Annotated in this window: 29 protein-coding genes; 16 read left to right on the top strand and 13 right to left on the bottom strand. The window is 70.9% G+C overall.

Annotation, left to right across the window (positions count from 1 at the left end; genetic code table 11):
- Window positions 1-41: 41 nt before the first annotated feature.
- The 6 genes from ABZZ79_RS28860 to ABZZ79_RS28885 form a co-directional block, all read right to left on the bottom strand.
- Entirely contained in the window at window positions 42-527 is a 486-nt protein-coding gene (locus ABZZ79_RS28860) for a hypothetical protein (RefSeq protein WP_356693576.1), read from the bottom strand.
- Between the two features lie 173 nt (window positions 528-700).
- A complete protein-coding gene (locus ABZZ79_RS28865) occupies window positions 701-1,456 on the bottom strand; it encodes a hypothetical protein (protein WP_356693578.1) in 756 nt (251 codons plus the stop codon).
- Between the two features lie 77 nt (window positions 1,457-1,533).
- Window positions 1,534-1,710 (bottom strand): hypothetical protein, encoded by a 177-nt coding sequence (locus ABZZ79_RS28870; protein WP_356693580.1) that lies wholly within the window; start codon window positions 1,708-1,710, stop codon window positions 1,534-1,536.
- Between the two features lie 177 nt (window positions 1,711-1,887).
- A complete protein-coding gene (locus ABZZ79_RS28875; protein WP_356693582.1) occupies window positions 1,888-2,640 on the bottom strand; it encodes a GntR family transcriptional regulator in 753 nt (250 codons plus the stop codon).
- Window positions 2,641-2,847: 207 nt separating this feature from the next.
- Window positions 2,848-3,972, bottom strand: a complete 1,125-nt coding sequence (locus ABZZ79_RS28880) for a hypothetical protein (RefSeq protein WP_356693584.1) — start codon at window positions 3,970-3,972, stop codon at window positions 2,848-2,850.
- 9 nt (window positions 3,973-3,981) lie between these two features.
- Window positions 3,982-4,653 (bottom strand): phosphoglycerate mutase family protein, encoded by a 672-nt coding sequence (locus ABZZ79_RS28885; RefSeq protein ID WP_356693586.1) that lies wholly within the window; start codon window positions 4,651-4,653, stop codon window positions 3,982-3,984.
- Window positions 4,654-4,701: 48 nt separating this feature from the next.
- Between ABZZ79_RS28885 and ABZZ79_RS28890 the strand changes: the two genes are divergently transcribed.
- The 5 genes from ABZZ79_RS28890 to ABZZ79_RS28910 all read left to right on the top strand — a co-directional run bounded on the left by ABZZ79_RS28890 (window position 4,702) and on the right by ABZZ79_RS28910 (window position 8,636).
- Window positions 4,702-5,646 (top strand): phosphotransferase, encoded by a 945-nt coding sequence (locus ABZZ79_RS28890; protein ID WP_356693588.1) that lies wholly within the window; start codon window positions 4,702-4,704, stop codon window positions 5,644-5,646.
- The gene (locus ABZZ79_RS28895; protein ID WP_356693590.1) at window positions 5,639-6,655 is read left to right on the top strand and encodes a hypothetical protein; all 1,017 of its coding nucleotides are present in this window, start codon (window positions 5,639-5,641) and stop codon (window positions 6,653-6,655) included. The genes ABZZ79_RS28890 and ABZZ79_RS28895 overlap by 8 nt, the downstream gene beginning before the upstream one ends.
- A gap of 25 nt (window positions 6,656-6,680) precedes the next feature.
- Window positions 6,681-7,496, top strand: a complete 816-nt coding sequence (locus ABZZ79_RS28900) for a class I SAM-dependent methyltransferase (protein WP_356693592.1) — start codon at window positions 6,681-6,683, stop codon at window positions 7,494-7,496.
- Window positions 7,493-8,275 carry a class I SAM-dependent methyltransferase gene (locus ABZZ79_RS28905; protein ID WP_356693594.1) on the top strand — a complete coding sequence of 261 codons (783 nt, stop codon included), beginning with the start codon at window positions 7,493-7,495 and terminating at the stop codon, window positions 8,273-8,275. Before ABZZ79_RS28900 ends, ABZZ79_RS28905 begins: the two co-directional genes overlap by 4 nt.
- A gap of 193 nt (window positions 8,276-8,468) precedes the next feature.
- Complete coding sequence (locus tag ABZZ79_RS28910) at window positions 8,469-8,636, top strand: hypothetical protein (RefSeq protein WP_356693596.1); 168 nt, start codon at window positions 8,469-8,471, stop codon at window positions 8,634-8,636.
- 36 nt (window positions 8,637-8,672) lie between these two features.
- Here the strand turns inward: ABZZ79_RS28910 and ABZZ79_RS28915 are convergent, their stop codons facing one another.
- The 7 genes from ABZZ79_RS28915 to ABZZ79_RS28945 all read right to left on the bottom strand — a co-directional run bounded on the left by ABZZ79_RS28915 (window position 8,673) and on the right by ABZZ79_RS28945 (window position 17,150).
- Window positions 8,673-8,939, bottom strand: a complete 267-nt coding sequence (locus ABZZ79_RS28915) for a hypothetical protein (RefSeq protein ID WP_356693598.1) — start codon at window positions 8,937-8,939, stop codon at window positions 8,673-8,675.
- A 162-nt stretch (window positions 8,940-9,101) separates the two neighbouring features.
- Window positions 9,102-9,980, bottom strand: a complete 879-nt coding sequence (locus tag ABZZ79_RS28920) for a hypothetical protein (RefSeq protein ID WP_356693600.1) — start codon at window positions 9,978-9,980, stop codon at window positions 9,102-9,104.
- Between the two features lie 105 nt (window positions 9,981-10,085).
- A complete protein-coding gene (locus ABZZ79_RS28925) occupies window positions 10,086-10,919 on the bottom strand; it encodes a DUF721 domain-containing protein (RefSeq protein ID WP_356693602.1) in 834 nt (277 codons plus the stop codon).
- Window positions 10,916-13,039 carry a hypothetical protein gene (locus ABZZ79_RS28930; protein ID WP_356693604.1) on the bottom strand — a complete coding sequence of 708 codons (2,124 nt, stop codon included), beginning with the start codon at window positions 13,037-13,039 and terminating at the stop codon, window positions 10,916-10,918. The genes ABZZ79_RS28925 and ABZZ79_RS28930 overlap by 4 nt, the downstream gene beginning before the upstream one ends.
- Before the next feature lie 1,295 nt (window positions 13,040-14,334).
- Window positions 14,335-15,567 (bottom strand): XRE family transcriptional regulator, encoded by a 1,233-nt coding sequence (locus tag ABZZ79_RS28935; protein WP_356693606.1) that lies wholly within the window; start codon window positions 15,565-15,567, stop codon window positions 14,335-14,337.
- 240 nt (window positions 15,568-15,807) lie between these two features.
- Window positions 15,808-16,395 carry an ATP-binding protein gene (locus ABZZ79_RS28940; protein WP_356693608.1) on the bottom strand — a complete coding sequence of 196 codons (588 nt, stop codon included), beginning with the start codon at window positions 16,393-16,395 and terminating at the stop codon, window positions 15,808-15,810.
- The gene (locus ABZZ79_RS28945) at window positions 16,392-17,150 is read right to left on the bottom strand and encodes a GntR family transcriptional regulator (RefSeq protein ID WP_356693610.1); all 759 of its coding nucleotides are present in this window, start codon (window positions 17,148-17,150) and stop codon (window positions 16,392-16,394) included. Before ABZZ79_RS28945 ends, ABZZ79_RS28940 begins: the two co-directional genes overlap by 4 nt.
- Window positions 17,151-17,502: 352 nt before the next feature.
- Here ABZZ79_RS28945 and ABZZ79_RS28950 point away from each other — a divergent pair, with 352 nt between their 5' ends.
- The 11 genes from ABZZ79_RS28950 (at window position 17,503) to ABZZ79_RS29000 (ending at window position 26,107) form a co-directional block, all read left to right on the top strand.
- On the top strand, window positions 17,503-18,111 hold the full coding sequence (locus ABZZ79_RS28950) for a hypothetical protein (protein WP_356693612.1): 609 nt from the start codon (window positions 17,503-17,505) through the stop codon (window positions 18,109-18,111).
- 109 nt (window positions 18,112-18,220) lie between these two features.
- Window positions 18,221-18,763, top strand: a complete 543-nt coding sequence (locus ABZZ79_RS28955; RefSeq protein ID WP_356693614.1) for a hypothetical protein — start codon at window positions 18,221-18,223, stop codon at window positions 18,761-18,763.
- 179 nt (window positions 18,764-18,942) lie between these two features.
- Window positions 18,943-19,107, top strand: a complete 165-nt coding sequence (locus tag ABZZ79_RS28960) for a hypothetical protein (protein WP_356693616.1) — start codon at window positions 18,943-18,945, stop codon at window positions 19,105-19,107.
- A gap of 82 nt (window positions 19,108-19,189) precedes the next feature.
- Complete coding sequence (locus tag ABZZ79_RS28965) at window positions 19,190-19,378, top strand: hypothetical protein (RefSeq protein ID WP_356693618.1); 189 nt, start codon at window positions 19,190-19,192, stop codon at window positions 19,376-19,378.
- A 161-nt stretch (window positions 19,379-19,539) separates the two neighbouring features.
- Window positions 19,540-19,854 carry a WhiB family transcriptional regulator gene (locus tag ABZZ79_RS28970; RefSeq protein WP_356693620.1) on the top strand — a complete coding sequence of 105 codons (315 nt, stop codon included), beginning with the start codon at window positions 19,540-19,542 and terminating at the stop codon, window positions 19,852-19,854.
- 111 nt (window positions 19,855-19,965) lie between these two features.
- Window positions 19,966-20,325, top strand: coding sequence for a hypothetical protein (locus ABZZ79_RS28975; protein WP_356693622.1), 360 nt, complete (start codon window positions 19,966-19,968; stop codon window positions 20,323-20,325).
- Between the two features lie 239 nt (window positions 20,326-20,564).
- The gene (locus ABZZ79_RS28980; protein ID WP_356693624.1) at window positions 20,565-22,469 is read left to right on the top strand and encodes a DUF2637 domain-containing protein; all 1,905 of its coding nucleotides are present in this window, start codon (window positions 20,565-20,567) and stop codon (window positions 22,467-22,469) included.
- Window positions 22,470-22,583: 114 nt separating this feature from the next.
- The gene (locus tag ABZZ79_RS28985; protein WP_356693626.1) at window positions 22,584-23,063 is read left to right on the top strand and encodes a hypothetical protein; all 480 of its coding nucleotides are present in this window, start codon (window positions 22,584-22,586) and stop codon (window positions 23,061-23,063) included.
- Window positions 23,060-23,368, top strand: coding sequence for a hypothetical protein (locus tag ABZZ79_RS28990; RefSeq protein WP_356693628.1), 309 nt, complete (start codon window positions 23,060-23,062; stop codon window positions 23,366-23,368). Before ABZZ79_RS28985 ends, ABZZ79_RS28990 begins: the two co-directional genes overlap by 4 nt.
- Window positions 23,369-23,497: 129 nt before the next feature.
- Window positions 23,498-25,666: an ATP/GTP-binding protein gene (locus tag ABZZ79_RS28995; RefSeq protein WP_356693630.1), complete on the top strand. Its 2,169-nt coding sequence runs from the start codon at window positions 23,498-23,500 to the stop codon at window positions 25,664-25,666.
- Window positions 25,667-25,687: 21 nt separating this feature from the next.
- The gene (locus tag ABZZ79_RS29000) at window positions 25,688-26,107 is read left to right on the top strand and encodes a conjugal transfer protein TraB (RefSeq protein ID WP_356693632.1); all 420 of its coding nucleotides are present in this window, start codon (window positions 25,688-25,690) and stop codon (window positions 26,105-26,107) included.
- Window positions 26,108-26,115 lie beyond the last annotated feature (8 nt).

A 26,115-nucleotide genomic window follows, 5' to 3' on the forward strand; every position in this document is an offset into this window, starting at 1 on the left:
GCGGAAGGCGGCACCGATCTGTGTGGACGGCAGTCGCGACGTCAGGCGAAATCCCACATACCGCGGTGGTTCAGGAGCAGGACACCTTCCCGGTGAGCTTCGCGGACCACGTCAACTCCTTCCGCGGCATGGTCGATCGGACCCACCGCATCGAGCTGTTCAATCTCGCGGGCCTGCTCTGCCGTGATGGTGCCGGCCTGGTCGGCAAGCGCGGCGGCAACGTGGAGGGTCATGTCCAAGATCTGGCTGATCTGCTGCGCACTACACATGGCGGGCCCTGTGAACGGATCGTCCATTAGGAACGCGTCGCGGCGGATGGCCTGCTCAAGCTTCAGGTCGGCCATGGTCAGCGGCCTTTCATACGCGTCGAACAGCCATTGGGCGCCCTCCTCGCCAAACTCGTCGACGAGCAGTTCCTCGGGACAGGCAAGGTCGTAATCGGGGTGCTTCCTCGGGGTGGCAGCGGCACCTCGTGAACGGCCGCTCTTGGCCGGGCGGCGCGGTGTCCGACGGCGCTTCTTCGGCATCCGGCGTCCCTTCTGAGTCAGGCAGCGGTGGCGGTCACCCTGCAGGATTCCTTCGGTACGGACAGCTGCGGGGCTTGGCTTGGGCCGCGCCCGGACTGATGTCGAGCACCATCTCTAGCCTGTCAGGGCACGGACCGCACACGACGCGCGCGATTACGCAGATCCGACCTCGCTTACGCCGCCTCCACCGCAGCCTTGACCAAGGCCGGACGCGCCATGACCGCTCGCATGCGGGCAGCATGCAATTCGCCCAGGCGCCGAGGGAGCAGGAACTCGGCGGCACGACGGCCCGCCGCGTCCGCAGCCTGCTCGGCAGCCTCTTCGTCACCGCGGCCACGACGTCGAAGGCACGCCTCGTACACCGCGTCGGCCTCCGCCACCGCCTCCGGCGAGCGCTCAAGTCGGCGCAGCGCCGCCGCCCGCCGCTCGTCCCTGATCCGCTGCGCCACCTCGGGCGCAGTGAACGCGACCCACGCCGGATCGGCGTCCGGGCCGCAGGCCCGCTCGCATACCAACGCCAACATGGCGCGGGTGTCCGTCTCACAGTGAGGGGTGAGCTCGGCGACCGCAGCGCCGTCCGACAGGTCCGCCCGCACGACGACGGCCAGGTCGACGGCCTCCTGCACCAGCATCTCGGAACGCCGCCGGTAGGAGCACCCCGGGCACAGGCCCGCGCACTCGGGCAACCCACAGTCCACACACGGCGCCTGCCTGCGGGCGTGCTCGGCCTCCTCCGCGAGGGCACGGCGCCGCGCGATCGCCTCCTGGCGTTGCTCGGCCTCCCGAGCAGCCCGGGCACGCCGGGATCGGGCACGCGCCTCCTCCAGGACGGTCTCCTCGCGCAGGCGCCGCTCAACCTCACCCCGGCGCGCGGCCGGATCGCCGTACGGCATCTCTGCCTCGACCTGGGCCGCGATCCGGGCACGCAATGTGCGCCGGTTGTGGACAATGTTCCCGCAGGTCGGGCACTCCGAGCCCGTGTCCAGCCGGATGCCGTCGTCACACCTCAGATCCGGGCAACAGAGCGCTGAACGAGCCCCCGACCGAGCAGCCAGCCCATCGGATCACGCACCAATGCCTCTCCACCGGTCGCATGGTTATCGGTGAAGTCGTCCCACGGGGTGGCCAGAGGACCGAAGAACATGTCGTCCATCGACGTCAGCTGCGGCAGGTCCGCGGTCACGGCCGCGAACATGGCGGCGGACCTGCCGCAGCTTTGCGCTGCTTGGCCTGCTTCGCATGCCTGGCCGCCCGCTTCTGCTGCGCTCTCTTTCCCATCATGCCCGCCTGTGTCGAAGTTGCTGCTGTATCAACCGGTACACGCGGCAAATGGTTCGTCACGTCGCCCGTCGGTTGCTCATCAGCCGATGATGTCGAGGGTGACGCGGTGGTGGAGTTGTGCCGAGGTGATCGTCACGAACACCGTCTCGCCCTGGGAGTTGCGGGTGATGCCGACGATCCGGAAGCCGGGCGCCCCGGCCGGGATGCCCAGGGCGGCGCAGACGGTCTCGTCCATCGGCTCGGCGGTGATGACCGACTCGGTGCGTGCGATGTCCCAGCCGAGCCAGTCCGCGACGCGAACGCCAGCCGGTGCCTTCGGTGACGTCTCCCCGGCGGGGGTGAGCATCGGCGGGGTGCCTTCATACCCGTCGGGCACCTTGGCCGCGATCTCGTAGGGCATCACCGTCATCTTGTGCTGCACGGGCACACCGTCGACCGACCGGATGCGGGTGCGCTCGACGACGGTCGTGCCCTCGGCGATGCCCCACGCCGTCATCTGGGCCGGGGCGTCGAGCTGGCGCACCAGCGTCGTCTCCTCCGTCGCGGTCCCCCGGGCAGTCGGCTTCCACGCGTGGGCGACCGACAGATCCGGGGGCGTGAAGGTGCCCAGGTGGGCATCGGACTGCTTGGACGCCGCCACGCGGGTTCCACTGCGGGCATCGGTGCGGACCAGGCCGAGCGCGCCCAGTGCGGCGTAGGCGGCGGATACGGTCTGCTGGCTCACTCCGTGTTCTGCCGCAAGGTCTCGCACGGTCGGGAGCTTGCTCCCGTGCGGGTACTCCCCTTCGATGATCTTCTGCCGTAGCTGCGCTGCGATCGTGCTGGCGTCCATGGGTGTCCTCCGGCTCGGCGGCGTTCCCTGGCTCGCGCCCTGATTCTGTGTCAAGCCAGGACTTCAACTGTATTGACAGCTGGGGTTGCTGAGAACCGGTCACCACTGACAGGGCAGATGCGAACTGTATTGACAGCATATCGGGGCGTCCCTACTTTCGAGGAACACCATCGCTCTCAAGGGCGACGCCGCCGGGCCGGGCCAGGTTCACCGCCGCCAGCCGACGGCGTCCCGGCCGGGGAAGGCGGGAAGCAGATGTGTCACCGTACGCGCGTCCATCAGCCAGCCCATGTCCCCGCTGCGCACCGCACGCCGCACGTCGCCGGTACGGCCTTCGGTCTCCGGGCCGGAAGGGGCCACGGAGACCTTCCGGAAGAATTTCACCAGCGCGGGCAGCTTGCCGGGGTGGATGCCGCCCCGCTCGCGCAGCGCGTACAGCGGCAGGAACCACTCCTCGAACAGCGCGCGTTGCGCCTCGCACAGGCGGTGGACCTCGTAGAGCCGGCCGAGCAGCGAGTCGCCGTAGGGCACCTTGCCGTGGACGGCGTAGCCCAGCCGGATGCCGCCGTGGTTCCTGAACGGCAGGCCGTAGGCGGCGACGTGCGCGGTGGCGGTCTCGGTGGCCAGCATGACGGCGCGCTCGGCGCCGTGCCGCTCGGCCGCGGCCAGGACCGCGACGTGAAGAGCGGCACGGGGGTCGAGGACCGTCCCGGCCAGTCCGAACGGCGCCAGGCTGATCCCGTGCGCGCGGGTGCGGGAGAGGACGAGCTGGTCGGGGACGTTGCGGGCGATGTTCTCCAGGTGCGCCAGGCGCCGCCCGTGGACATCGTCCGGGCCCAGGACCGGGGCGCCGGCGGGGCGGCGTGCTGTCAGCTGGGGCGTGACCTTCTTAACCAGGTCGGTGCTGCCGCACGCCTTGCAGGCGGGCGAGCCGATGCCCGTCATATGGGCGCAGGACGAGCAGACCACGGTGGCTGTCCTCTCCACGCTCAGGACGCCCGTCTCCAGCCGGTCACGGATCATGTCGTGGGCGAGGCGGGCGACTGCCGGGTCCGCGTCGGTGACCACTCCCACGGCGGGCAGCACGCCCTCGGGGTACTTCGCGCGGATGCGGGCCTGCTCGTGCTGATGCCGGTTCGCGCCGGCGGCGAGCTCCGCCTGGTGGCGCAGGTCGCCTTCGAGGGTGACCGTGTTCCACAGGTGCGGGGCCGCGGGCTCGCCGAGGAGCGTGTTCAGGGCGGCGGCCGCGCGGATGCCGACGGCCTTGCCGGGCTTGTCGGCGAAGGTGAAGTCGCCGTTCTGGACGGGGCCGTTGAAGAAGGCGATGCGCACGGTCTCTCCTTATGCGGGAGGCTCGATGACCTGCTCCAGCTCGTATCCGCCTGCGGCCGCCCGGTAGACGAGCACGGCGGCGTTGGGCAGCTTGCGGGCGCGCGATTCCTCGACGACCTCGGTCACCGGGCGCTGCTCCAGGACGGCGCGCAGACCGAGGATCGTGGTGTGGTGGGTGAAGGCGACCACGCTGCGGCCGGCCTCGACGGCGCCGGACGAGAGCAGCGTCAGGAACGCGCTCACCCGCCCGTGGACGCCGACGGCCAGGGACTCGCCGCCCTCACCGGGCGGGGTCCACAGGTGCTTGCGGTGGCGGCGGTCGTCCGCGCCGTCGGGGAAGGTGGCGAACAGCTCCCGCATCGTCATGTAGGTGGCGTCGGCGTAGTGCTGCTCGTTCAGCAGCCCCGTGACCTCCGCCGCGATCCCCGGCATCGCGAGCTCGGCGGTGTCCCGGGCCCGCCGGTACTGCGAGACGAACAGCGCCGGCCCGTCTCCCACCACTGTCGGCAGGGTCTCGCCCAGCCACGCCGTCTGGCGAAAGCCCCGGACCGTCAACCCGATGACATCCCGCGACAGGGCGTGCGCCGCTGCGCCCGCCCACGGGCGGGGGTCCTGGTAGAAGCCGTTGTACTTATCGGCGTTCTCGACAGACTCCGCGTGCCGTACCACCGCCAGTCTCATGCCGCCGAACGATAAGCCCCAATACCTCCCGAGAAAAGAGGAAAAGCGATGGAAGATGAGTGGACGTTCGTCAAGAAGCGGACTGCGGCCGAAGGCGCCGTCTGGGTGAACCAGGACCGCTCCCGCTACCGGCGCACCGGGGACCGGCAGCTGGAGAGCGAGGCGATGTTCCAGCAGCGGATCGCCACCCTGGGATACCCCGTCCCGGCCGTCCTGGAGACCGGCTCCGACGGCACGGAGTTCTTCTTCGTGGAGCCCTCGCTCGGGCCGGCCTCGCTGCACGACGCGGCCTGGAACGCCATCGGCGGCGCCTACAGGCAGATGCCCGACACGGTCGTCGACGAGGCCGCTGCCGTCGGCGCCCAACTGCTCGCCGCCCAGGCCAAGCACGCCAAGCCGGCCACCCGCGACGCACTCAACACCTGGGTGACCGAGGCGGGGTGGACGGTCAACGTCTTCGCCGAGAACCCCGACCTCGACACCCCCCACACCCGCGCCGTGCTGGAGACCGCGCTGGACCGGCTCGCCCACACGCCCATGTGCTGGGCCCACTACGACTACGGTCTGCCCAACGCCTTCCCCGCAGGCATCATCGACTGGCAGCACCACGGCCTCGCCCCGGTCGGCTACGACACCTACCCGGCCCTGGAGATCATCGCCTTCAAGGGCGGCACCAAGGGCTACTACGCCACCCCCACCCAGCGCGAGCGGTACACGGCCGCGCTCGACGAAGCCGCCCTGCACGTCCCGGGGACCAGGCCGAGCCGGCACCTGGGCGAGTTCCTGCTCATCAAGGCCCTGTTCTTCCTCGCGCTCATGAAGCCGGCCGACCTCACGAACACCGACAAAGTCCTGAAGTGGAACTACCGCCGCACCCTGTTCACGATGGGAGCCGAGCAGTATGAGCGCACCGGTCATATCGACACCGCCGCCTTCCCCAGCCTCGACGACTTCGCCGCTCAGCCTGAGCACTGCCGTACCGGCGGTGCGTGACCGGGACTACCTCCTGGACCGCCACGGCGTGGTCTTCAAAGTCATCGGCGACGTCCACCCGCCCACCCACTACCTCGGGTACGTGAAGTACTACCCGGACGACAAGGGCGACCGGCAGTTATTCGGGCGCACCTACCGGCAGAACACGGTCGTCTCCAAGGCGTTCGGCATCCTCGCAGACCGGCCCGAGTGCTACCTCTACTCCGACACGATCGGCTGCGTCATCACCGGCGTGCCCCGCCACGACGTCACCCGGCACTACTCGTGCCGCCACGCCCTGGCCGCCCTGCACCAGGCGCCGGAACTGCTCGGTGACTTAGCCGTCGCCCGGGACCTGAAGGCCCTCATCGACCGCGTCGTCGACCTGGGGGCGCAGAACGTGATCGGTGTGACCGGCTCTTTCCTCGTCGGCTGCTTCAACGCGCGCTCCGACATCGACCTCGTCTGCTACGGACGCCGCGGCTACGAAGCCGCCCGCGACCTCTTCTGCGATCGCGACCTCGTCCGCCCGTACGAAGGCGACGCGCTCACCCGGCTCTACCTGCGCCGCGCCAAGTACATGACGGGCAGCTCCTTCGACGTCCTGATGCGGCAGGAGACCCGCAAGCTGCAGGGACTGACGGCCGGGGCCGACGCCCACATCAACTGCGAGCCGCTGCGCGAGGACGGCGACCGCACCTTCACCGACGTCACCACCAAGGAGGTCGGCGCCATCAGCGTCGTCGCCACCATCACCGACGACGTCCAGGGCCTGGCCACGCCGGCTCTGTACGGGATCGGCGTGGACACCGTCATCCAGTCCACCGTCGACGACCCCGAGATCTTCGCCCGCCGCATCACTCATATGCGCTCCTACCTGGGCGCCTACACGGGGGCGTTCCGCACCGGTGACACCGTCTACCTGTCGGGCAAGCTCGTCCACACCACCGATGGGCCCCGCTCCGGCTTCGGCATCGAGCTCACCCCCTGGACCGCCGCCGAGTCCTACCTCGCCACCCTCGCCCGGTAACCCTGCCCGCGAAGGAAGGCCCGCCGTGACAGCTGACCCGACCGCGCTGTTCGCATCGGCAGCGGAGCACTACGTCCGCTTCCGCCCCTGGTACCCCGACGAGCTCTTCGCGCTCCTGACCGAGCGGTTCGGCCTCGACGGCACCCAGACGGCCATGGACCTGGGCTGCGGCCCGGGCATGTCCGCCCTGCCGCTGGCGCCCCACGTCGCCCGCCTCTACGCCATCGATCCCGAGCCCGGGATGCTCGCCGCCGGCGCCCGCCTCGCCGAGCAACGGGGCGCCGGGAACATCGAGTGGATCAACGGCGACCCCACCCAGATCACCACCCTGGACCTGCCCCCGATCGACCTGTGCGTCATGGCCAAGTCGTTCCACTGGTTCGACCGGCCCCGCCTCCTGGCCGACCTCGACCAGCTCATCACCCCCGGCGGCGGCATCGCCATCGCCTCCGCCGGCCCGCCCGGCACCACGCCCCTGCCCGCCTGGGCGCCCGTCATCGCCCAGGTCCGCACCGCCTGCCTCGGGCCCGTACGCCGCGCCGGCACTGGCACCTACCCCGAACCCGAAGACCGCTTCACCGACACCCTCCAGCGCTCGCCGTTCTCCCGCGTCGAGCTCACGTCCCTGGACCAGCACGTGACGCGCGACCTCGACCAGCTCGTCGGACTGCAGCTGTCCAACTCCTACTCCACCCCCGCCCTCCTCGGAGACCGCCTGGACGCCTTCACCCGCGACCTGCGCCAGGCCCTCCTCGACCACGACCCCTCGGGCCTCTACCACGAGGTGATCCGCACCGAAGTCCTCATCGCCACCCGCCCCGGAAGGAGCACCACCCCGTGACGACCTTCGCCTCCGCCGCACACCACTACGCCGCCTTCCGCCCCCACTACCCCGAGGAGTTCTTCACGCTCCTGGTCGACCGCTTCGCCCTCGACGGCACCCAGACGGTCCTCGACCTCGGCTGCGGACCGGGCACCATCACCCTCCCCCTCGCCACACGGACCGGCCACGTCCACGCGATCGACGTCGAACCCGCCATGATCCGCGAAGGCCGCAAGGCCGCCGCCGCGCACGGCGCCGGGAACATCACCTGGGCGTGCGGCGACGCCGCCGGCCTCACCGGCATGGGCCTGCCCCCGCTCCACCTGTGCACGATGGGCAAGTCCTTCCAGTGGATGAACCAGGACCAGGTCCTGGCCGACCTCAACACCCTCATCCGCGACGGAGGCGGGATCGCTCTCGTCTCCACCGGCCCCCGGGCCAGCGCGCCCAGGCCGGCGTGGCTCGACATCATCGAGAGCGTCTGCACCGACGTCATCGGACCCGGCTACCGCCAGGAGCACAATCCCGCCGCCCACCCCGCCGAAGGCCGGGACAACGCCCTCACCCGCTCCGCGTTCTCCCGCATCGAGACCGCCCGCTGGGACCAGACCTTCACCCGCACCCTGGACGAACTCGTCGGCCTGCAGTCCTCCTTCTCCTACTCCAGCCCCGCCGTCCTCGGCACCCGGCAGACCGCCTTCGAAGAACGCCTGCGCCGCGAGCTCACCGCGTTCAACCCGAACGGCACCTTCGAGAACACCGTCCCCATCGAAGCCGTCATCGCCACCAGGCCGTAGCCGTCCGTCCGCTTGAAGCACCACCGGCCTGCCCCCGCCACCCCCGCCGCCCCTGCGGCACACGGCTCGGCAGGCCAGCCCGCGGCGAGGAGCGGTCGGTATGCCACGCTGAAGGTGCCCGGCGGGGTCGCGCCCGTGAAGCCGACGCCGCCCCGCCGAGCACCGGCGCCCCGATCAGCACAGGAGGCCCGCCGTGGACAGCACCGATCTCGCGAGCAAGGACGTCGAGTACGAGGTCGTACTCCGCTTCCGTCCGGGCGGGCCGGCCATCTTCGGCGTTTGGTCCAGGCCCGAGTCGGCGGACGCGAAGTTCCTGGAGTGGCTCGGGACGCATGGACACCCGGCGCCGTCCTTACCCTGACCGCCACCATGGGCGGCGCGAGGCGCCCGGTGCTGCTCATGCCTGCCCCCAGGTGAGGTGCCCGAGGACCAGGTGGTGGGTGCCCGACAGGCGCTGGGCCTCGTCGACGAGCCGGTTGCTGAACAGGCGCCTGGCCGACCTCTCGCCGTACCGGTCGATGTGGTCGAACACGACGTCGTGGTCCTTCATCGCCCGCACTCGCCAGGCGCGGACCTGGTCGGGCGCGAGGTCCTCGAGGACGAGCTCCTGCTCCTGGTCGTCGACCTCGCAGCGGCCGGGCACCACGGCCGACAGGTCCGCCACTGGACTTCCGTCCGCCCGACGATGACGACTCTCGCGGGCCAAAGGGCGTACGGCAAGAGGGCAGGGCCCGGCGGGATCCGCCGGGCCCTGTTGCCCATTTACCGGTGTGCGCTGCCCCGGCTCCTGTCGCCCACGCCGTTCCTGCAACCGGCTGGGGCGTGCTCAGCCGGGTCGATGCGGGGTGCCGAACTCCTGGTCGGTAAGAGTCCCGAGCACGGGCTGCGGAGCGACAGGAGCGGCGTAGGGGTCTCCGCAAAAGGGGCCGGCATCTATGTCAGGGGTGACCCAGGTACCGGTCCACCGCGGGTGGCGGTCGGTGATGGGGCTGCCGCACTGCGCGCAGAGCACCGCTGGGACGTCGTGTTGGCGCAGTAGGCGGGCGAGTTCGGCCCGCTGGAGCTCGGGGACGTGGTCGTAGTAGTCGAGCACGCCGGACATGGCCTGGGAGGTGTTCCAGGTGGCGGTGTCGACGGTGTCCTCCCAGGTGGTGTCCGGGCCGACGGCGTGGAGGAGACGCCATCCGAACACCGGCATGCCGGGCCCGTGCAGTTCCGGCTGCTCGTGGAAGGGCTGCGGAACGGAGGCGGTGTAGTCGGGGCGGACCTTGCGGATCTCGGCCTCCAGGACTGGACGGAGCGCCCTGTGAAGGTCGTGCAGGGCGGCGAGCACTCCGGCTACCATCCGGTCCCGGCCCTGCTCCCCGGCCTGGTGCCAGGCGCACAGCAGAATTCCCTCAAGAGGGCCGCCGACGACGACGGCCTGTTCGACGACTGCGGTGTCATCGTCGGCCAGGAGGACACGGTGGCGCATCGTCGACCCGTCGATGCTGCCCGTCCACTCCACGCGCTCGCCGGCCTGCACGGCCTTCACCGCGTCTACGGGAGCGGGAAACCGTTCGCCGAGGTCATCGAGCAAGTCGATGTCCCTCTCCGGGGTGTCGTCCCAGTCCACCAGTTCCAAACGTGCGGGCTGGGCTGGAGCGGTCCGCACCGAGGCCCGTTTCTGGGGCGCCTTGCGGTCCTGCTTGCGCTTCTTCGGCATCCTCGTCAGTCTCCTTCACCGTCACGTGGCGTTCGATCCTTGCAGTCGACGGCGGCCCTCAGGCCCTGATCCCCCTACCCGGCGACAACAGCCCGCTGCTTCTGGTCACGCCGTACGCTCCAACGCGACTGCTGCGCCTTCGGCTTGTCCCGCAGCGGTGCTGTCCTGCCGGGCTGCTCGCTCGGTACGGGCCCGGCGCAGCGCAAGGGTGCGGGTGGCCTCGGCTTCACGGCGGCGCTGGATGCGGCCCGCTTCGATCGGGGCCGACTGGTCGTCCGAGGACACCTCCGGCTCCGGGAACGCGTGGCGGCTCAGCTCGCGCATCGCCCGGTTCTGGCGTTCGACTGCCTGCGCGATGCCCTGGTCCACCCGCCGCGCGGGCGCGACGGACTGGTGCGCGGCGAGCGCCTGGCGGTAGCCCTCGGACGCCAACCCGCGGGTTTTCACCGGACCGTTGGGCGCGGCCGCCGGGGCGACAGCGTCCGGTTCGGACACAGGCACCGACCCGGGGGCGAGGATCCGCAGGCCGCGCACGACCGTACGGCCCGCCGACTCGTTCGCCGCCTGGACGACGCGGGCCTGCTCCAGGCGCAGCTTCGTCGCCCAGGCCGCCGACTCCGGGCACACGGTGAGCCGGCCGGAGTCGGCGTCGTACCCGACCGCGGCGACGTGCCCGGCGAACTCGGGGGCGATGGCCTCCCATCGCTCCCGCAGGGACGCGCCGGCAGCCGGGAGCTCCCAAGCCCGCTCGTTCACCAGCATGCCGATCGCGGCACCGAGCCCCAGCGGTTCCCGCCCGCCGTGTCGCACCACGGACGACGTGGTGCGCGGCTTCGCCTTCGCCGTACGGCCGTTGCCGCCGTTCTTCCGCGCCGTCTCCAGTGCGGCCCGCAACGCGACCCGGGCCAGGTCGACCCCTGACAGCTCGCCGCCGCTCATGACCGCTCCCAGGTGGTGTAGCCGAGGTTCAGGTGCCCGAGGCGGGACATCCGGGTCACCTGCGAGACGAACGCCCTCGTGAACAGCCGCTGCGCCGACACCTCGCCGTACCGGTCGATGTGGTCGAACACCAGCTGGTGGTCCTTCGCGGCGCGATTGCGCCAGTCCAGGATCTGCTCGCGGGTCAGTTCCTCGAGGACCAGCGGCGCCTGGTCGACGACGTCGTCCTGCGGCTCCAGTACGACGGCGGGTGCCGGGCGGGGAGCGGGCAGCACGACCGGGGCCGACGGCGCGGCCGGCTCATCGATGGCGGGGCGCACGACTGCGGCTTCGGCACGGTCCTTGGAGGCCGCCGTCTTCCGGGCCCGGACCTGCTCCCACCGGTGCTCGCGGGCCCACGCCTGGGCGGTCACGGTCTCGTGCAGCTGCCGCTCGGTCGCCGTGCGGCGCTCCTCCGGCGAGGCGTACGGCATCGCGGCGTCGACGGCGGCCGCGACCGCCTGACGCCGGTCACGGCTGTCGAACCGCCGGTCCTCGCACCGCGGGCACTCACGGCCCGAGTTGAGCAGCACGCCCTCGTCGCACAGCTTTTCGCCGCACTCCTGACGCTGGGGGAGGGCACGGCTGACCAGCCAGCCCACCGGGTTCGTGATCGGCGCGCCCAGACGCATCTGCTCCTCCAGGCGCCGGGTGAGGCGGTCGGCGAGGATCTGCGGCGCGTCGACGCGGCCCGCGAACCCCTCCACCAGGAGCAGCTCGGTGCGAGTCGCGGACTCCACCAGCTTCCGGGCGCCCCGACGCTCCAGGCGCTCCCACACCAGCCGGACCGGCTCCAAGATCACCCGCAGGTCTTCCGGCGGCAGCGGCACCCTCCCCTGCTGCTGCCTGTTCTGACCCGCACCGTCCGCGGCCCGCACCGAAGCGTCGGCCACCGGACCGCAGTTGCCCTCATCGCTGATCGACGGGGACTTCTCACGCTGTTCCCCGCGAAGCGGGCCACCGTCACCGTCGTCCACCAGCAGCTGGACAGCGGCAGCGGCTTCCGGTGCCTGGTCCTCGCACGTGCCCGCGCGCTCCGGCCGAGTACCGGTCCCACCACGGCCTTCGCCGGAAAACCCACCAGAGAGCTCGAGAGACCCACCAGCAGTAACCCCAGAAGCGTGAGAGGCGTGAAGGTGTGCAGCAACGGCGAGGTCTGCCGTATCGGCCTTCTGGCCCTGCCCGGCACCCGACACCCCAGTAACCGCAAGGGTCCCAGTGTCCTCGTCAGTCTCAAGATCTCCGGATGCAGTAACAGCGAGCTCTGAAAACACGGCGTCGACAGCCTCGCGGGCCTCCCGTACGAGCAGACCGTGCGCCTGGGCGACCGGCAGCAGCCGCACCCGGCTGCGCGCGTTCATCTGGGACGCCGTCTCGCGCCGGTCCACCGTCACCGTGCCCCGCTCCTCCAGCCGAGCCAGGACCTTCGCCCCGCCCGACGGCGAGCAGCCCAGCAGCCGGCCGACCGTCGCCGCCGGACGGCCCCGCTCGGTGTCCACCGACCCCGGGCACAGCTTCAGCCAACCCTTGGAATTCGTCGACAGCACCATCAGCAGCAGCCCGAGCCGGTCCGTGGCCGCCCCGCGCCCCGTGCGGTCCGCAAGCATCCCGGCCGGGGTCACCCGCCCGTCCTTGTGCGTCCAGCCCGGCGCGAACAAGACCTCGATCAGCTTGAGCAGCACCGCCAGCTCCACCCGCGACAGCGCCAGGACGTGCCGCCGGTCCCCGGCCTGCTGCGCCCGGTACATCGGGATCACCCAGCACTCCAGGCCCGTCGCCCGCCCGGCCGCACTCGCCGTCTCGTTCGACCCGAGCACGCCGCGCTCGCGCAGTTCCGGCAGCACCGTGTGCGCGACCCGGGACTTCCCCAGCCCGAGCCACCGGCCCAGCTCTGCGGTAGTGATCTCCGTGCTGTAATCGGCAGCAACCCGGGCCTTCGCCAGCAGCACCACCGACGCCAGCCGCGTGGCGTCACACGCCCCGTCCAGCGGCGGGGCCGACACCAGCGCACGCACCGCCGCGAGCAGCCGGGCCCGCATCGTCTCCGACAACTGGAGCGGGTTGCCCAGCTCCAGAGGCACGACCGGACCGGCCTGAGCCGGAACCGACCGCAGCCGACGCCGCGACGCCCCGCCGACGAACTCCGCCCGAGGGCGCGGGAGCACAGCGGCCGATGCCGCCACGGCGCTCACCGGACCACCCGGTCGAACGAGATAGAGATCATTCCGGCAGCCTTGCGCGGAATGCCTGTGGACAGAGGCCAGGAAGCGGCGAGACCTCCGATCCCTCCCGCCTGATGGGCAGGAACTTCGGATCGCGCTCCGTCACACGGGACGACCCCCTGGGACATCGCGGCGGCCGACGCCGTCAGGAGGTCATGGGTCCCCCTCTCGGTATAGGTGTGCCGGACCGGGGTCCGTGTGACACTCCGATGTGAAGAATCTTCGCGACTAATGCCGTGAACAGGGCAAACAGGGTCAGCGAATCCCGTCACGCGGGAAGCCTGGGGGGCTCGAACCGGTGTGAATCGGGCACGGTCGAGCTGACAAGGGGAGGCGAGGTCGTGCACTATGGCGGGGACACCATCTTCCATATGCGAGCCGGACCACCCCGCAACGCGGGACGGACCGACGAGTGGATGGGAGAAGCCACGCCCCCTCCGTGAGGAGCAGGCAGGGCACCGAACCGAAACGCCGCGAGGTGGATCGGAAGGGGGGAGATTTCTCCTCTCGTCTCGGTGGTTGTGAACCGCAGGGCCCCCGTCAAAGGGCCCCGCGGTTTGGTGGGGCGTCGACCGTTGTCAGCGGTCGGGGTCTTGCTGGTGGCCCTTGTCAAAGGGGCCGACCCGCTTGTCGAAGGCGGGGTTTTGCTGAGAAGGAAGTGGCTCGATGAGCCGAGGCTCGGAACCGGTGTCAAGTCCGGGACCGAGCAGCCGAGCCGGGGTGTCAAGCCCGGTCGGCGCGAAGGGCCGCGCGAGGCCGAAGTGGATTGTCAGTCCACAAAATGGCGCGCGCGGCCGATGGCCTAGGTCATCCCGACCCCCTCGATATCGAAGGTGGAGTCGGCATGCCGGAAAGCGCACCCGGAGGCGTGATCGCGATGGTGGAACGGCGCAGCTGCGCGTGAAGTTCCACAGGTGCGGGTATCTTCATCCCGCGATCACCTCCCAACCAGGTGCTCGCCCAAACGGAGCTTCGCCCCGTTCGAGAGCCCCCAGTGGACCAGGCCCGGTCCCGGGGGCTTTCGCCGTTGTCGATCACTTCTGCGCACAGCCTAACTGCATTACCGGACAGAACTGTGGGGCGAATTCGCGCGGCATCCGATGCGAGCCTGCCTGACGGAAAGCGCGCGGTTAGGTGCCCGGCATACGGAAAATTCACTGTCCACCCCGCAGTTCGCGGAGATGGGTGACGAACTCCTGCGCCTCGGAGGCGTGTCCGTAGTGCGTCTGGAGGGCCTGCCCCAGGTCGGCGGCCACCATCGCGAGCGACGGCAACGACTTCCGCTCCCCCGTCAGGGCCCGCTCCCCGTAGGCGAGCGCAGTGTCCAGGTCACCCTCGCGCGCGGCGACCACCCCGAGCGTGACGCGGGCCTCCGCGATCCGCATGGGCGACCGCTCCGTCCCGTCGAAATCCGTGCCCGCCCGGATGACCTCATTGGCCAGCTGCTCTGCAAGCCGGTTCTCGCCCGACTTCCTGAGCGCGTCCATGCGGTAGAAGTCGTATTTCGCGGGGTCGACCACGAAATGGTTCTCGATGTTCTCGGGGTAAGGCAGGAGTTCGAGGATCTGGCGTCCCTTGTCGAGCGCGACTTCGGTCTGCGACCGGTCACCCAGCCTCGCCCACGCCTTGGCCTTCTGCGCGTACAGCTGCGCGGCGACGCTCTCGGTCGGCGCCACGGCGATGCCGGCCTCTGCGGCCGCGATGACGCCGCGGTAGTCGCCCCGGGTCAGCGCGAACCATGCCCGCATCTCGTGCGCCCAGCCCTGCACGCTCAGCTCCCCGGCCTCCTGACCGAGCATCAGCGCGGCCTGCCGGGTGGCCTCCGCGTCGCGGGGCCGGCCGGAGTCGTACTCGACACAGCCCACCAGGAGCGACAGCCGCCCGGCGAGCGCGATGATCTCGCGGTGCTGCGCCAGGCTGACTCGCTGGTGCTGGAGGCCGACGAGGCGGGCGAGCCAGGCTTTGCCCTCCAGGAGCAGCTGGTCGGCGGGCATGTACGCGTACTCGCAGCACAGCCGGTCCGCCGTGATCCGCAGCGCGTCCAGCGTGGCGACGTCGACGTCCGAGGCCCGCAGCCGCGCGATGATGTCCACGGTGTCCATGCCGCTGACCTGCAAGATCTCCGCGCGGCCGTCACGGCGAGACCGCTCGGGGAAGAATGCTCCGGTCGTCGTGTTGAACACCGCGGCGATGGCAGACCGGTACTTCACCGGCTGCGCGTCGCCGGCCTCCCACCTCTTCCACTGCCGCAACAGGTCCTGCTCGCTTACGACCTGGTCCTCCGGCAGCCGGACCATCAGCGCACGCACCGCGTCGGTCTGCGACCAATCCCGAGCAGCGCGCTCCTCCACCATCCGGCGAGCCCAGTCAGGACGCTCGTCAGCCATCGCGATCCCCTTCCCCGTACGGTCCAGCGACGCAGCCTGCGCCCCGACAGGGTGGGTGATGCCCGCGGAGCGGAAGCCGGCCCTTGTGCGGCCGAGCATGGCACGGCCCCTTGATCGCGCGGAGGTGACAAGTGGCGGTGACATTCCGAATGTCACCGGTTGCTGTCACTTTCCGCGGCCGCCGTACCCGAGCACGGTCATGGTCATTCAGTGCCGGCAGAGGTGAGCGGGAGGTAGAGGTCAATGCGGGCCGCCATCCACGGAGGGACGTGCACGACGGAGCGCGGCCAGCACATTCTCTGGGTGGCCGCCGTACACGATGTGCGGCTCATCGTCGCTCGGAGGGCAGAAACGCCCCGCATGCCTGAGCAGATCCTCCTCGCTGAACGCGATGCTGTTCGCGTCGACCAGCGACCGCTCATTGCGCTTACGGATCCGGTCCCAGCGCACCTCGTGCGGCACAGGCAGATAGACGAGAACGGGCTTGCCGCCGACCTCCATCACGGTCGCTGCCCACTGGGCACGCTCTTCCCGAGTCCAGAAGCCATGGTCGACCACGACCTCGTGTCCGGCCGCCAGGAGTTCCTGGAGCTCAACGGCGATGTCCCTGAGTACGGGCGCCTCCCGGACTCGGAACTGCCCCCGGGGGAAGTCCCTGCCGTAGTGGCCGTAGCGGCGGAACATCTCCTCGTCCGGGCAGAGGCGCCGGAACCCGGCCTCCTCCAGGGCGCGGGCGAGGGTCGTTTTGCCAGCGCCCTGCAGACCGGTCATGAGGATCGCGCGAGGCGCGGGGCCCGGTCGGCCGGCGATGGTCTCGTGAGTGGTCACCGCTGCACCACCGACGTCGTGCGACGAGTGCGCCCAGGGGCCCCCAGGTCCACGCCGTACTCCAGCAGCTCGCCGTCGGCGTCCAGGAAGCGCGCGGTCAGCACAAGGATCGCTGCGACTGTGTCGGTCTCCAGCTCCAGGAGCTCGAGGTCGCGGGCGGTTGCGATGCGCGCCGTTTCCTCATCCACACGCTGCACGACGTGGCGCCCAGTTGCTTCGGCGATGAGGTCCAGCGACAGCCCGCCCTTGAGGCGCTCGCTGCGCGCGAGCTCGGGCAGCACCTGGGCGAACTCCGCCGGGATCCAGGACGTTGAGTGGGAGACGATCCCGTGAGCATCTCGGTAGACACGGCTTCGACGAATCACGTCCTCACCAGGCTCGATGCCGAGTGCATCCGCGACGTCCTCGGGGGCCGGCACCATGCCCGCAGTGTGGCCGGAGGACTTCTCCCCCACGCCCCACGACGACTTCGTCGTACTGCTCCGATCGTGGCGCTCCGATCCGGATGCGAGCGACACGGGACGCGCCATGACCTCGGTGCCGACGCCCGGGATGCCGTTGACCAGCTTCTCGCCTCGCAGCAGCTTCATGGCGCGGTCGGCCGTTGCGGTGCTGACCTGCCACTGATCTGCCAGGGCACGGATGCTGGGCAGCAGGTCGCCCGGCGCCAGCTCACCGGAGCTGATGAGGGTGCGGTAGTGACCCGCGATGCGCGCGTATGGCGGCCGATTGTCGGCCCGCGGTCGCCCTGGCATGTCGCCTCGCTTCCTTCTCTTCCGTCTAGGTGCCTCACTATACCGCTTGACACCTGAGGGTACCTGAGGCAACCTGATGTAGGTAGGACGGTGATCCCCCGGAACACCGCGTAGTCGCACCACCGCAGTAGTCGTCCGCCCTTCGGGGCGGCGGGGTAGTCGTCCTCGGGTTCGCCCGGGACGCGAGAGCACCATCGAACTCCCCCGGAGCCTGACGGCACGACGACTGCGTGTACGTCGCAGCGCTGTGCGCTGTCTGTCCTGCGGGACGCCGGCCTTGCGCCGTGCGGCCTGGAGGGCGGAGAGAGCATCGCGACCCGCGCCCCCGCCACTCCGTCCATGAGGAGTTCCGATGTCTGCTTCGACCCTTGAGTACACCGCCCGTCCCCGCCGGGGCCGGACCCGCTCCCGCACCCTCAACTCCCGCCCGGCGCTGGCCCTTTCCGCCCTCAAGCCCCACCAGTACGACCTGCGACCCGCCTGCGCGTCGCTGGTCTGCCCCGACTGCGAGACGTGGGTGCCGATCACTGGCCTCGGGACCAAGACGACCAAGGTCGTGCCGCACGACGCCGGCCGCGCGTTCGAGGCCCCGGCCGTTCGCTGCCGCCTGGGCAGCAACCGCCTGGTCACGGTCGACGTGTCGGTGAAGAAGTGGCAGGAGCGCCTGGAGGACGGTCACGCGGAGACCGGACACCGCCGCCGGACCACCGTGCGGCGCAAGCCCAAAGTCGCGGTCGCCCCGGCCGTCAGCCAGATCGCCGCACAGAAGCAGGCGCCGGCGGACGACCAGCGTGGCAACGGCCGGCCCCTGTGGCGGCTGCGCAAGGAACAGTGGGCGGCGACCGAGTCCGCGGTTCGCGACGCCGACACCCGCCGCGCGCAGCTGCCCGCCGGTGCCGCGCCGCTGGGTGCCCCGCCGGTGCCGCTCAAGCCGCTGCGTCCCGAGCGTCGCGCGAGCTGACCTGCTCCGGACGAACGACCACGGCCCCGGCCTCCCCTCGCGGGGTGGCCGGGGCCGTGGCTGCTCGTACGACCAGCCGAGCCGATCAGGAACTTGAAAGGACAGCCGCATGAAGCTGCCGTTTGTACGACGCGCGACCGCCGATGCGTTACGCACCCAGCTCGCCCGCGCCGAGAAGACGGTCGTCGCCCAGGCCGCGAGCGTCGAGGCGAGGGATGGCGAGGTACGGCGCCTGACCAGTGAACTGAATGACGCTCGCCTCGCTCGGAAGGCGGCGCTGTACGCGTACGAGATCGCCAACTCCCGGGCGGATCGTGCCGAGGATCAGGTCGTCGAGCTGGAGGCTCGCCTTCGGGCTGCTCAGGTGCAGCCGGATGAGGGCGAGGCCGGCACGGCCGGGCCTCGGATGGGGGACAAGGACTACGCCTTCGCCCTCCTCAACCTCGTGTTTCCGCAGTTCGCCGACGTCATCGCGCGGAACGACGGTGTCCTCCCGGACGACCACTACGAGGCTCTGTCGAACTACGTGAACAGTGCTCCGCAGTACGGCCTCAGCGAGGCAGAGGTTGAGGAGCTCCGAGTCCAGCACGGCCTTCCCGCTCCGATCTTCCAGCGGGCGAAGGACTTCGCGCCTCGTGCAGGCGCCGTCTGACTCGGTTGTTGCACGAACGATCAGGGCCCCGGCCACCCCGACGAAACCGGGGTGGCCGGGGCCCTGGCTGCTCGTACAAGCAGTCAGCTCCCCGTTTGGGGAGTGATCGCGACAGCCCTTGGGATTGCGGCCCGACGGGCTGTCCAGGACCTGACTGGAGGACCCTGATGCAGCACAGCATGACACGCACCGCGGCGCGGCCGCAGGCGGGGATCATCGACGACATCGAGCGCGAGGACGACTCCCGGGGCTACGAGCCCGAGGACGTCGCCCGCGTCGACGTCGCCCTGGTCCTCGTTCCCATCACCGCCCCGGCGCAGGCCAGTTGGGAGGTGGCGGCGTGATCACCAGCCTGACTGACGCCGAGCGCGAGGCGCTCTCGCAGAAGAACCGGGAGCAGAACCAGCGGTCGGAGAGGCACCAGAAGTGAGTGCCCGACCGACCGATGACCTGTACGTCCGCTACATGAAGGCGTTCGAGGACTCCACCACCCACCTCGGTGGCTGCGAGGTCTGCCAGGCCGAGAAGCCGTGCGAGGTCGGGACACCGATCCACGAACGGTTCGCTCGCCTCCAGGACGCCTACCTCGCACGACAGAAGCAGCAGCGCCGCTGACCTCCGGCATTGCCCGTCGTCCCCGCGCCTTCCCGGGCGGGGCCGGCGGAGAGCGCCGGGAGCTCCCGCCCGCTCCGGCCATCCGGCCGCCACGACACACGACAGCCCCGGGGTGGCCGCCCCGGGGCTGACTTCTGCACTGGACCTTCTGGGAGGCCCCGATGAATCGCAGCTACATCGTAAACGCCAGCTACGCCCCCTCCGCCGACCTGCCGGTCAACACCAACTGGCGGGACCGCAGCGCGTGCCGCGAGGAGGACCCCGAGCTGTTCTTCCCCATCGGCAACACCGGCCCGGCGCTGCTGCAGATCGAGGAGGCCAAGGCCGTCTGCCGTCGCTGCCCCGTGATGGAGACCTGCCTCCGGTGGGCGCTGGAGCACGGCGAGGACGGCGGCGTCTGGGGCGGTCTGAGCGAGGACGAGCGCCGCGCCATGAAGCGCCGCGCCGCCCGCCAGCGGGCCCGCAACGCCTCCTGATCCGGTCTGCAGGCTGCCTGATCCGCCCGCACCGACCGCCGACCACGGCGGCCGGGACGGGCGGTGAAGGGGAGCCGGACAGCCCGGACCGAACAGTCGAGGGAGGCCCTCATGGCCACGACGATGACCCCGCTCCAGCCCGGCACGGAAGCCGCCGCCCAGGCGTGCGCGTTCGCGATCTTCGGCAGCGACATCCCGCCGGTCGACCCCGAGGACTACGACGGCAGCTGGCGCGCCACCCTCCACGTCATCGCGGAGGAGTGGGTCGGCGAGGGCCGTGTCGAGCGGCACGCCGCCCGCACCGCGACCGCGATCAACGACCTGCTGAACACCCAGAAGCTGTTCGGCGAGGGATCGCCCGAGGCGCGCACCGCCGGCACCGCGCTCACGCCGCTGATCGACAAGTGCCGGATCTACGGCATCACCACCGACGACCTCCGCCGCCACGGCGCGCAGCTCCACACGAGCTGACTTCGCGCCCGCCCGGCGGGAGCCGATCCCAGTTTCGAGCCTGCCTCACGCCGCTTCGCGAGCACGGCCGCCCGCCCCCCGGACCGCCGGCCTTTTCGGGCGTGCGGAGCGGGTAGAGCCGGTGTCCAGTTCGCAAGCAACCATCCGCACTACGGGCCGTTTCGGGAGCGCCTCAGCGCGTTTCGGGAGCAGCCCCCGCCGTTTCGCGCACACCTGAACGACCCCTCTCGGAGGCCCTCATGACGATCACCGACTGGCCGCGAACCGCGGCTGAACCCGACCCCGACACGGCTTCACCGGCCGCCGTTTCGGGAACGTCCACGCCGGTTTCGCAGACGGCCGACGTCGTTTCGGAGACGGCGGAGTTCGTTTCGGAGACGGCAAGCGGAACCGGAACGAAGCCCTCCCCGGGGAGGCTGACCGGTACCCAGAAGTGGGCGGCCGGGGCGATCGTGATCGCCGCGCTCGTCCTCGCGGGCATCGGCCTGTACCTGTCCTTCGAGCATGTCGCGGTCTTCGCCTACGAGCGGCTCCGCTTCGGCTCGCTGGGCAAGGGCCAGATGTTCGCGGTCGGCGTCGACGTCGGCATCATGGTCATGATCGCCGTAGACCTGCTGATGGCCTGGCTCAAGCGCCCCATCAGCTGGATCCGCTACCCGGTGTGGCTGCTGACGGCAGTCACGGTCGTCCTCAACGCCGCGTCCGGCGCTCCCCGGGACCGGGCGTGGGCGCTGATGGACTACGTCGCCGCCGGCGCCCATGGCGTCGTGCCGGTCCTCTTCATCATGGTGGTGGAGCTGGGCCGCGACGCGATCGACCGCGTGGTCCGCCCTGACCAGGCCGAACGCGACTCGATCCCGTGGCTGCGGTGGGTGCTCGCCCCCGTGGCGACGGCCCGGATCTTCCGCCGGATGCGGCTGTGGGGCGTCACCTCCTACCCGGAGATGATCCGCCGCGACCAGGAGCTCATCGCCTACGAGCAGTGGCTCAAGCGCAAGTACGAGGGCGACATCTCCCAGGCCACCGAGGACGAGCTGCTGCCGATGAAGATGGCCCCCTACGGCTACACCGTCGCCCAGGCGCTGGCCATGCCCGATGAGCAGGAACAGGCAGCTGCCGAGCGTGAGGAGGAGGCGGAGCGCCGCCGCCTGGACGCGGAGACGCGCAGCGAGGTCGCCAAGGCGGAGTCCGCAGCCGAGCGGCTGCGCGCCAAGGGCAAGGTGGAGCTGGTCCAGGCGGAGGTCGACGGACAGACCGGCCGGGCCCGCGCGCACGCCCGAGCCCAGGTCAGCGCCGCAGAGCGGGCCGCTGAGCTGGAGCTGCAGGCCCTCGACAACGCCGTGGTCGCCGAGGCCCGCGCCCGCGAGGCCGAGGCGGAGCGCCAGGCCGCCGAGGAGCGCAAGGCGGCGGCCGAGGCGGACCTGGCGAAGGCCGAGCTCGAGCGCAAGGCCGCCGAGCAGCGCAGGGCGGCGGCCGAGGCGGACAAGGTCGCGGCGGCGGAGGCCGGCGCGATCGAGACCGAGCGGATCGCTCAGGCGCGCAAGGCGGCGGCCGCCGCCGACCTGGACGCGGCCGAGCTGGAGCACCAGGCGGCGCAGAAGCGGAAGGAAGCGGCGGAGGCCGACCGGGTCGCCGCGGCGGAGGCACAGGCCATCGAGACCCAGGCCATCGCCGAGGCCCGCAAGGCCGCTGCCGAAGCGGACCGGCGTGCTGCCGAAACGGAGAAGGCCGCCGCCGAAACGCGGCGCGCCGCTGCCGAAGCCGACCGCAAGAAGGCGGAGGAGGACCGCCTTCGGGAGGCCGCTCTCGCCGACATCGCGCGCTCCCAGAAGGAGGCCGCCGAAGCCGAGCGGGCCGCTGCCGAAACGCGGCGGGCCGCCGCCGAAATCGAGCGGGCTGCTGCCGAAGCCGAGGACGCCGCGAAGCTGACGCCGCGCGAGCGGGCCGCCCGCAAGGTCGCCCGGATGGCGTTCGCGGCCGGCGCGGTGTTCGTCGGCCTGGACGCCGACGGGATGCACCGCGAGCTGTGCCGGGTCGTCACGATCGCCGACGTCCAGCGCGAGTTCGACGTGTCGTCCACCGACACCGCCTCCAAGTACCGCCAGGAGGCCGTCGCGCTCATCGCCGACGGCTACCGCCCCTGATCCACCGTCCGGCACACACCAGTGAGGGCCAGCCCGCGCTAATCGGGCTGGCCCTCGCTGCGACTGCCGGAAGCAGTCACAGCCCCACCAGTACACCAGGAGGGAATCCCCGCCGTGAACAGCAACAACGACCCGAACTACTCCCCCCTGCGCGACGTCGCGCAGAGCCCGGAGGCCACCGCCCGGTACCTGGCCGACGTCCAGCGGGTCCTGCTGGACATCGGCAAGAACCTGGAGACCCTCTCGATCGAGACCCAGGTGCACCTGCGCGACACCCACGTGGAGGGCGACCGCTGGTACCACGCCAGGCTGCGCGCCATGCCCGTCGAAAGGGCCCTCGGAAACGTCCTCAAGAACCTGAAGAACCTCACCGAGGGCCTGGAAAAGAGCGCCTACAAGCGCCGGGCCCACGACGAGGCCGTGGTGAATACGGCCAAGGAAAGGAAGGAAAAGGAGCTGGAAAAGCACCGTGAGAAGAACCCGCCGGTCCTCCAGGCCGCACCGAACCCGCCGCAGCAGGGTGCGCAGCCGCATAATTCCGGCTACAGTGGTCCCACGTCGATTTACGACCTCGGTAAGAGGGAGTCGGCGTGACGCGCCCCCTCAGCAGCGTCGAACGCTCCATTCAAGGGCGGAACGGCTGGCTGCAGGAAGAAGAGCGCAAGGCGATCGAAAGTCGCGGCGAGACCGGCCGGATGGAATTCTGGCTCCGCGTCACCCGGACTGAAATCACCAGGGAAGTCAAATCCGGTCGTGACGATGTCCTCACCGCATTCACGCTGGTCTGCCGTCTCTTCAAGCTGGTGCTGGAGAAGCGGCAGGCGGGCGACCCGCGGCTGTTCGACCACCTCATGCAGTACGCGGACACCGTCCTGAAGCAGCACGGCCCGCGTCACTGAGCGTCACCCACGAAGGCCCCGCCGGGCTCCGGCGGGGCCTCGCGCGCGTAAAGCGTGCACACGTGCACGTGCACGCGCGTGCACACGAGACCCCACTGTCTGTCAAGTCCCCAGGAGGGGAGGTGCCCCGTGTCCGACGAGTCCGACGAGACCGGCGGCGGAACCCTGGTCCACGGTCCGTGGAGCGGTGATTCCACCTACGAGCTGCCGCTGATCCCGGATTTCATCGACACAATTCCGCCGCCGGAAGAGGTCCCGGAGGCTCCCCCGGAAACCCCGGAGGAGACCACCATGGAACTTCCCGCAGTTCCGGCGGCCCCGGACCCCGTACTGGCGATGCGTTCCGAAGGAATCGCCCCGCCGGTAGTCGAGGAATCCGAAGGTGAATACGAGGAAGGCGAATACGAACAGCGCCGCTCTCTCGCCGACCGCCTCGGTGACTGGCTGGAATTCCGGCTGGAAATGGCGCGAGCCAATCACGAAAGCGAGACGCCTTTCCGCGAGGCTGAAATAGCGCGGAAGGTGGCGCTGCTGGAGGGCCGCACCGCGCAGGAAGTCGCGATGATGGAGCAGAACGGAAAGCTTCACGCCGCGCTGATGAAAGCGAAGGGCGACAAGGCGGCGGCGCGCGGAAAGGCCGACGCCGACCGCACGAAGGCGTCCGGCTCGGCGTCCGGCTCCGGGATGGGGGCGGACAAGGGCCGCTCGAAGGCCGGCGGCGGGGGCGGCTCCTCGCGCGGCGGAGGCGGCAGCGGGCCCTCCCGCACCAACTCCGGCGCCGGGCCGAACCGGACCGGGCCGTCGCGCGGCACCAACTCCGGCGGCCCTGGCGGCCGTTCGGGGTCCGGCTCGACTGGGGGCGGCGGAGGCGGCAAGGGCGGCGCGAAGGGCTCCGAACGGGGCTCCGGCGGCTCCGGCCGGAACGGCAACTCCAAGGCCGACAGCGGCGGTCCGGCGTCCAGCCCCCGTGCCGAGCGGGCCCGCGGCCGCCAGGAGCGCGCCGGGACCCGGCAGACCGGGCGGCAGGAGCGGCGCACCACCGGGCACGCCGCCGGTGTCGCGGACCGGTCCAAGGACCGCGACCAGGCCCGCGCACAGAAGCAGCAGGCGTGGGAGGACCGCCGCGCGAAGCGGCAGGAGCGGGCGAAGGCGAGGCAGGCGAGGCGGGAAGCCGCAGCGTCGGCCGACCCGGGCCGCACCACGCTGGGCCAGGCCCTCGGCGAGGAAGCCCAGCGCCGCTTCGGCAAGCGCCGCGCCGACGCGAAGGCCGCCGCCGACGCGAAGGACGGCAAGGCCGGCACGGAGAAGGTCAGCCTGACCAAGGAGAAGGACTCCAAGGGCAAGGACTCGGAGGACTCCAAGGCAAAGGGCGCCGACGGCAAGGACTCCAAGACCGCCAAGGACGGCCCTGACGGGGCCTCCAGCGCCGCGAAGGACGGCAAGGCGGGCGACGAGCCGGACAAGGACTCCAAGGCCGGTGACGGGGCGTCTGACGGTGCGAGGAAGCGCCGCCGGTTCCGGCGCCGGCGCACCGCCAGCACGGGCCGGGCCGGACGGCGCGGACGTACCCGCCGCACCGGTCGCACCGGCCGGGCGGGACGCGGTCGTACGGGACGCTCCGGACGGTCCGGCCGTCCGGCGGACAGCCCGTTCGGAGCGGAGGAGTCGACCCCGACGGTGGAGTGGCCCGACCGTCCCACCCGCCCGCCGCGCACCGACGCCAAGGGCGAGGACGACATCGTCGACGCGGACATCGTCCCCGACGAGCCCGCAGGCGTAACGACCGGCGCGCGGGGCCTGCCGCCCGCGCCGGAACGGCACACCGCACGGCCCGGCACCAGCCGGCCGACCAGCACGGAAGGGAGCAGCGTGAGCAGCTCGGAGGTCAGCAGGCCGTCCGGCGCGGGCACCTTGGGCGCCCAGCACCGAACGGACATCACGTTCGACGACTACCTGATGGAGATGGCGAACATCGCCATCCAGGCCGCCTCCGACCAGGAGCGGGCCGAAGCCCTCGCGGAGGCCCTCGACAAGGTCGCCGACGCCCTGCGGGACATGGCCACCGACCTGATCGGCGACCACAACGTCACCACCGAGGTCACCGAGCTGATCTCGGACCTGGCCGACGCCGCGGCCCGCATGAAGCAGCAGGCCGAACGGTGCGCGACCGAGTGCGGTCTCGCCCTGGAGGCCGCCAAGCTCGCGGCCGCGATGGTCGCCCGCATCTACGGCGAGGACATGGCCGCGAAGGAAGACGCGGGCCTGAAGTACGTGTCGGCCGCCGCCCACCACGACTAAGCAGAGGGAGGAAACCCGCTGATGAGCAGCGATCTCGCACCCCGCCCCAGCGCGGCGGTGCCCGCGCCGGCCGACGGCGACAACCGATACAAGGCCGTCCAGGCCAAGCTCGACGCCCTCGGGCGCGCGCTCGACGACGCCGGGCTCGGCCTGGAGGAACTCGTGCGCAGCATCAAGAGGAACGCCAAGCGTGCAGAGGACGCGGCCCGCGACGTCGACAACGCCGAACTGGACCCGAAGTTCGTGGAGCTGACCAGCAACGTCGGCGTCGCCCTCGGGGGCGCCGGGGCGCAGGTCAAGAAGCTGCACGACACCGCACAGGAGACCGCCGACCTCACCCACGAGACCAAGCGCACCCACTCCAAGCTCTACGGCGCGCTGGACGACATCCGCTCCAACCGGCGCGAGAAGACGCCCAGGCCCGGGTTCTTCAACCGCTGACCCCGCTC

The organism is Streptomyces sp. NPDC006458, assembly GCF_040612135.1.
Lineage (GTDB): Bacteria > Actinomycetota > Actinomycetes > Streptomycetales > Streptomycetaceae > Streptomyces.

Excerpts from the sequence above, each read along its gene's own strand:
- ABZZ79_RS28975 (WP_356693622.1), top strand. The coding sequence starts at position 19,966 with ATGGCCACGACGATGACCCCGCTCCAGCCCGGCACGGAAGCCGCCGCC.
- ABZZ79_RS28935 (WP_356693606.1), bottom strand. The coding sequence starts at position 15,567 with ATGGCTGACGAGCGTCCTGACTGGGCTCGCCGGATGGTGGAGGAGCGC.
- ABZZ79_RS28875 (WP_356693582.1), bottom strand. The coding sequence starts at position 2,640 with ATGGACGCCAGCACGATCGCAGCGCAGCTACGGCAGAAGATCATCGAA.
- ABZZ79_RS28960 (WP_356693616.1), top strand. The coding sequence starts at position 18,943 with ATGACACGCACCGCGGCGCGGCCGCAGGCGGGGATCATCGACGACATC.
- ABZZ79_RS28950 (WP_356693612.1), top strand. The coding sequence starts at position 17,503 with ATGTCTGCTTCGACCCTTGAGTACACCGCCCGTCCCCGCCGGGGCCGG.
- ABZZ79_RS28890 (WP_356693588.1), top strand. The coding sequence starts at position 4,702 with ATGGAAGATGAGTGGACGTTCGTCAAGAAGCGGACTGCGGCCGAAGGC.
- ABZZ79_RS28945 (WP_356693610.1), bottom strand. The coding sequence starts at position 17,150 with ATGCCAGGGCGACCGCGGGCCGACAATCGGCCGCCATACGCGCGCATC.
- ABZZ79_RS28860 (WP_356693576.1), bottom strand. The coding sequence starts at position 527 with ATGCCGAAGAAGCGCCGTCGGACACCGCGCCGCCCGGCCAAGAGCGGC.
- ABZZ79_RS28920 (WP_356693600.1), bottom strand. The coding sequence starts at position 9,980 with ATGCCGAAGAAGCGCAAGCAGGACCGCAAGGCGCCCCAGAAACGGGCC.
- ABZZ79_RS28970 (WP_356693620.1), top strand. The coding sequence starts at position 19,540 with ATGAATCGCAGCTACATCGTAAACGCCAGCTACGCCCCCTCCGCCGAC.
- ABZZ79_RS28980 (WP_356693624.1), top strand. The coding sequence starts at position 20,565 with ATGACGATCACCGACTGGCCGCGAACCGCGGCTGAACCCGACCCCGAC.
- ABZZ79_RS28955 (WP_356693614.1), top strand. The coding sequence starts at position 18,221 with ATGAAGCTGCCGTTTGTACGACGCGCGACCGCCGATGCGTTACGCACC.
- ABZZ79_RS28925 (WP_356693602.1), bottom strand. The coding sequence starts at position 10,919 with ATGAGCGGCGGCGAGCTGTCAGGGGTCGACCTGGCCCGGGTCGCGTTG.
- ABZZ79_RS28885 (WP_356693586.1), bottom strand. The coding sequence starts at position 4,653 with ATGAGACTGGCGGTGGTACGGCACGCGGAGTCTGTCGAGAACGCCGAT.
- ABZZ79_RS29000 (WP_356693632.1), top strand. The coding sequence starts at position 25,688 with ATGAGCAGCGATCTCGCACCCCGCCCCAGCGCGGCGGTGCCCGCGCCG.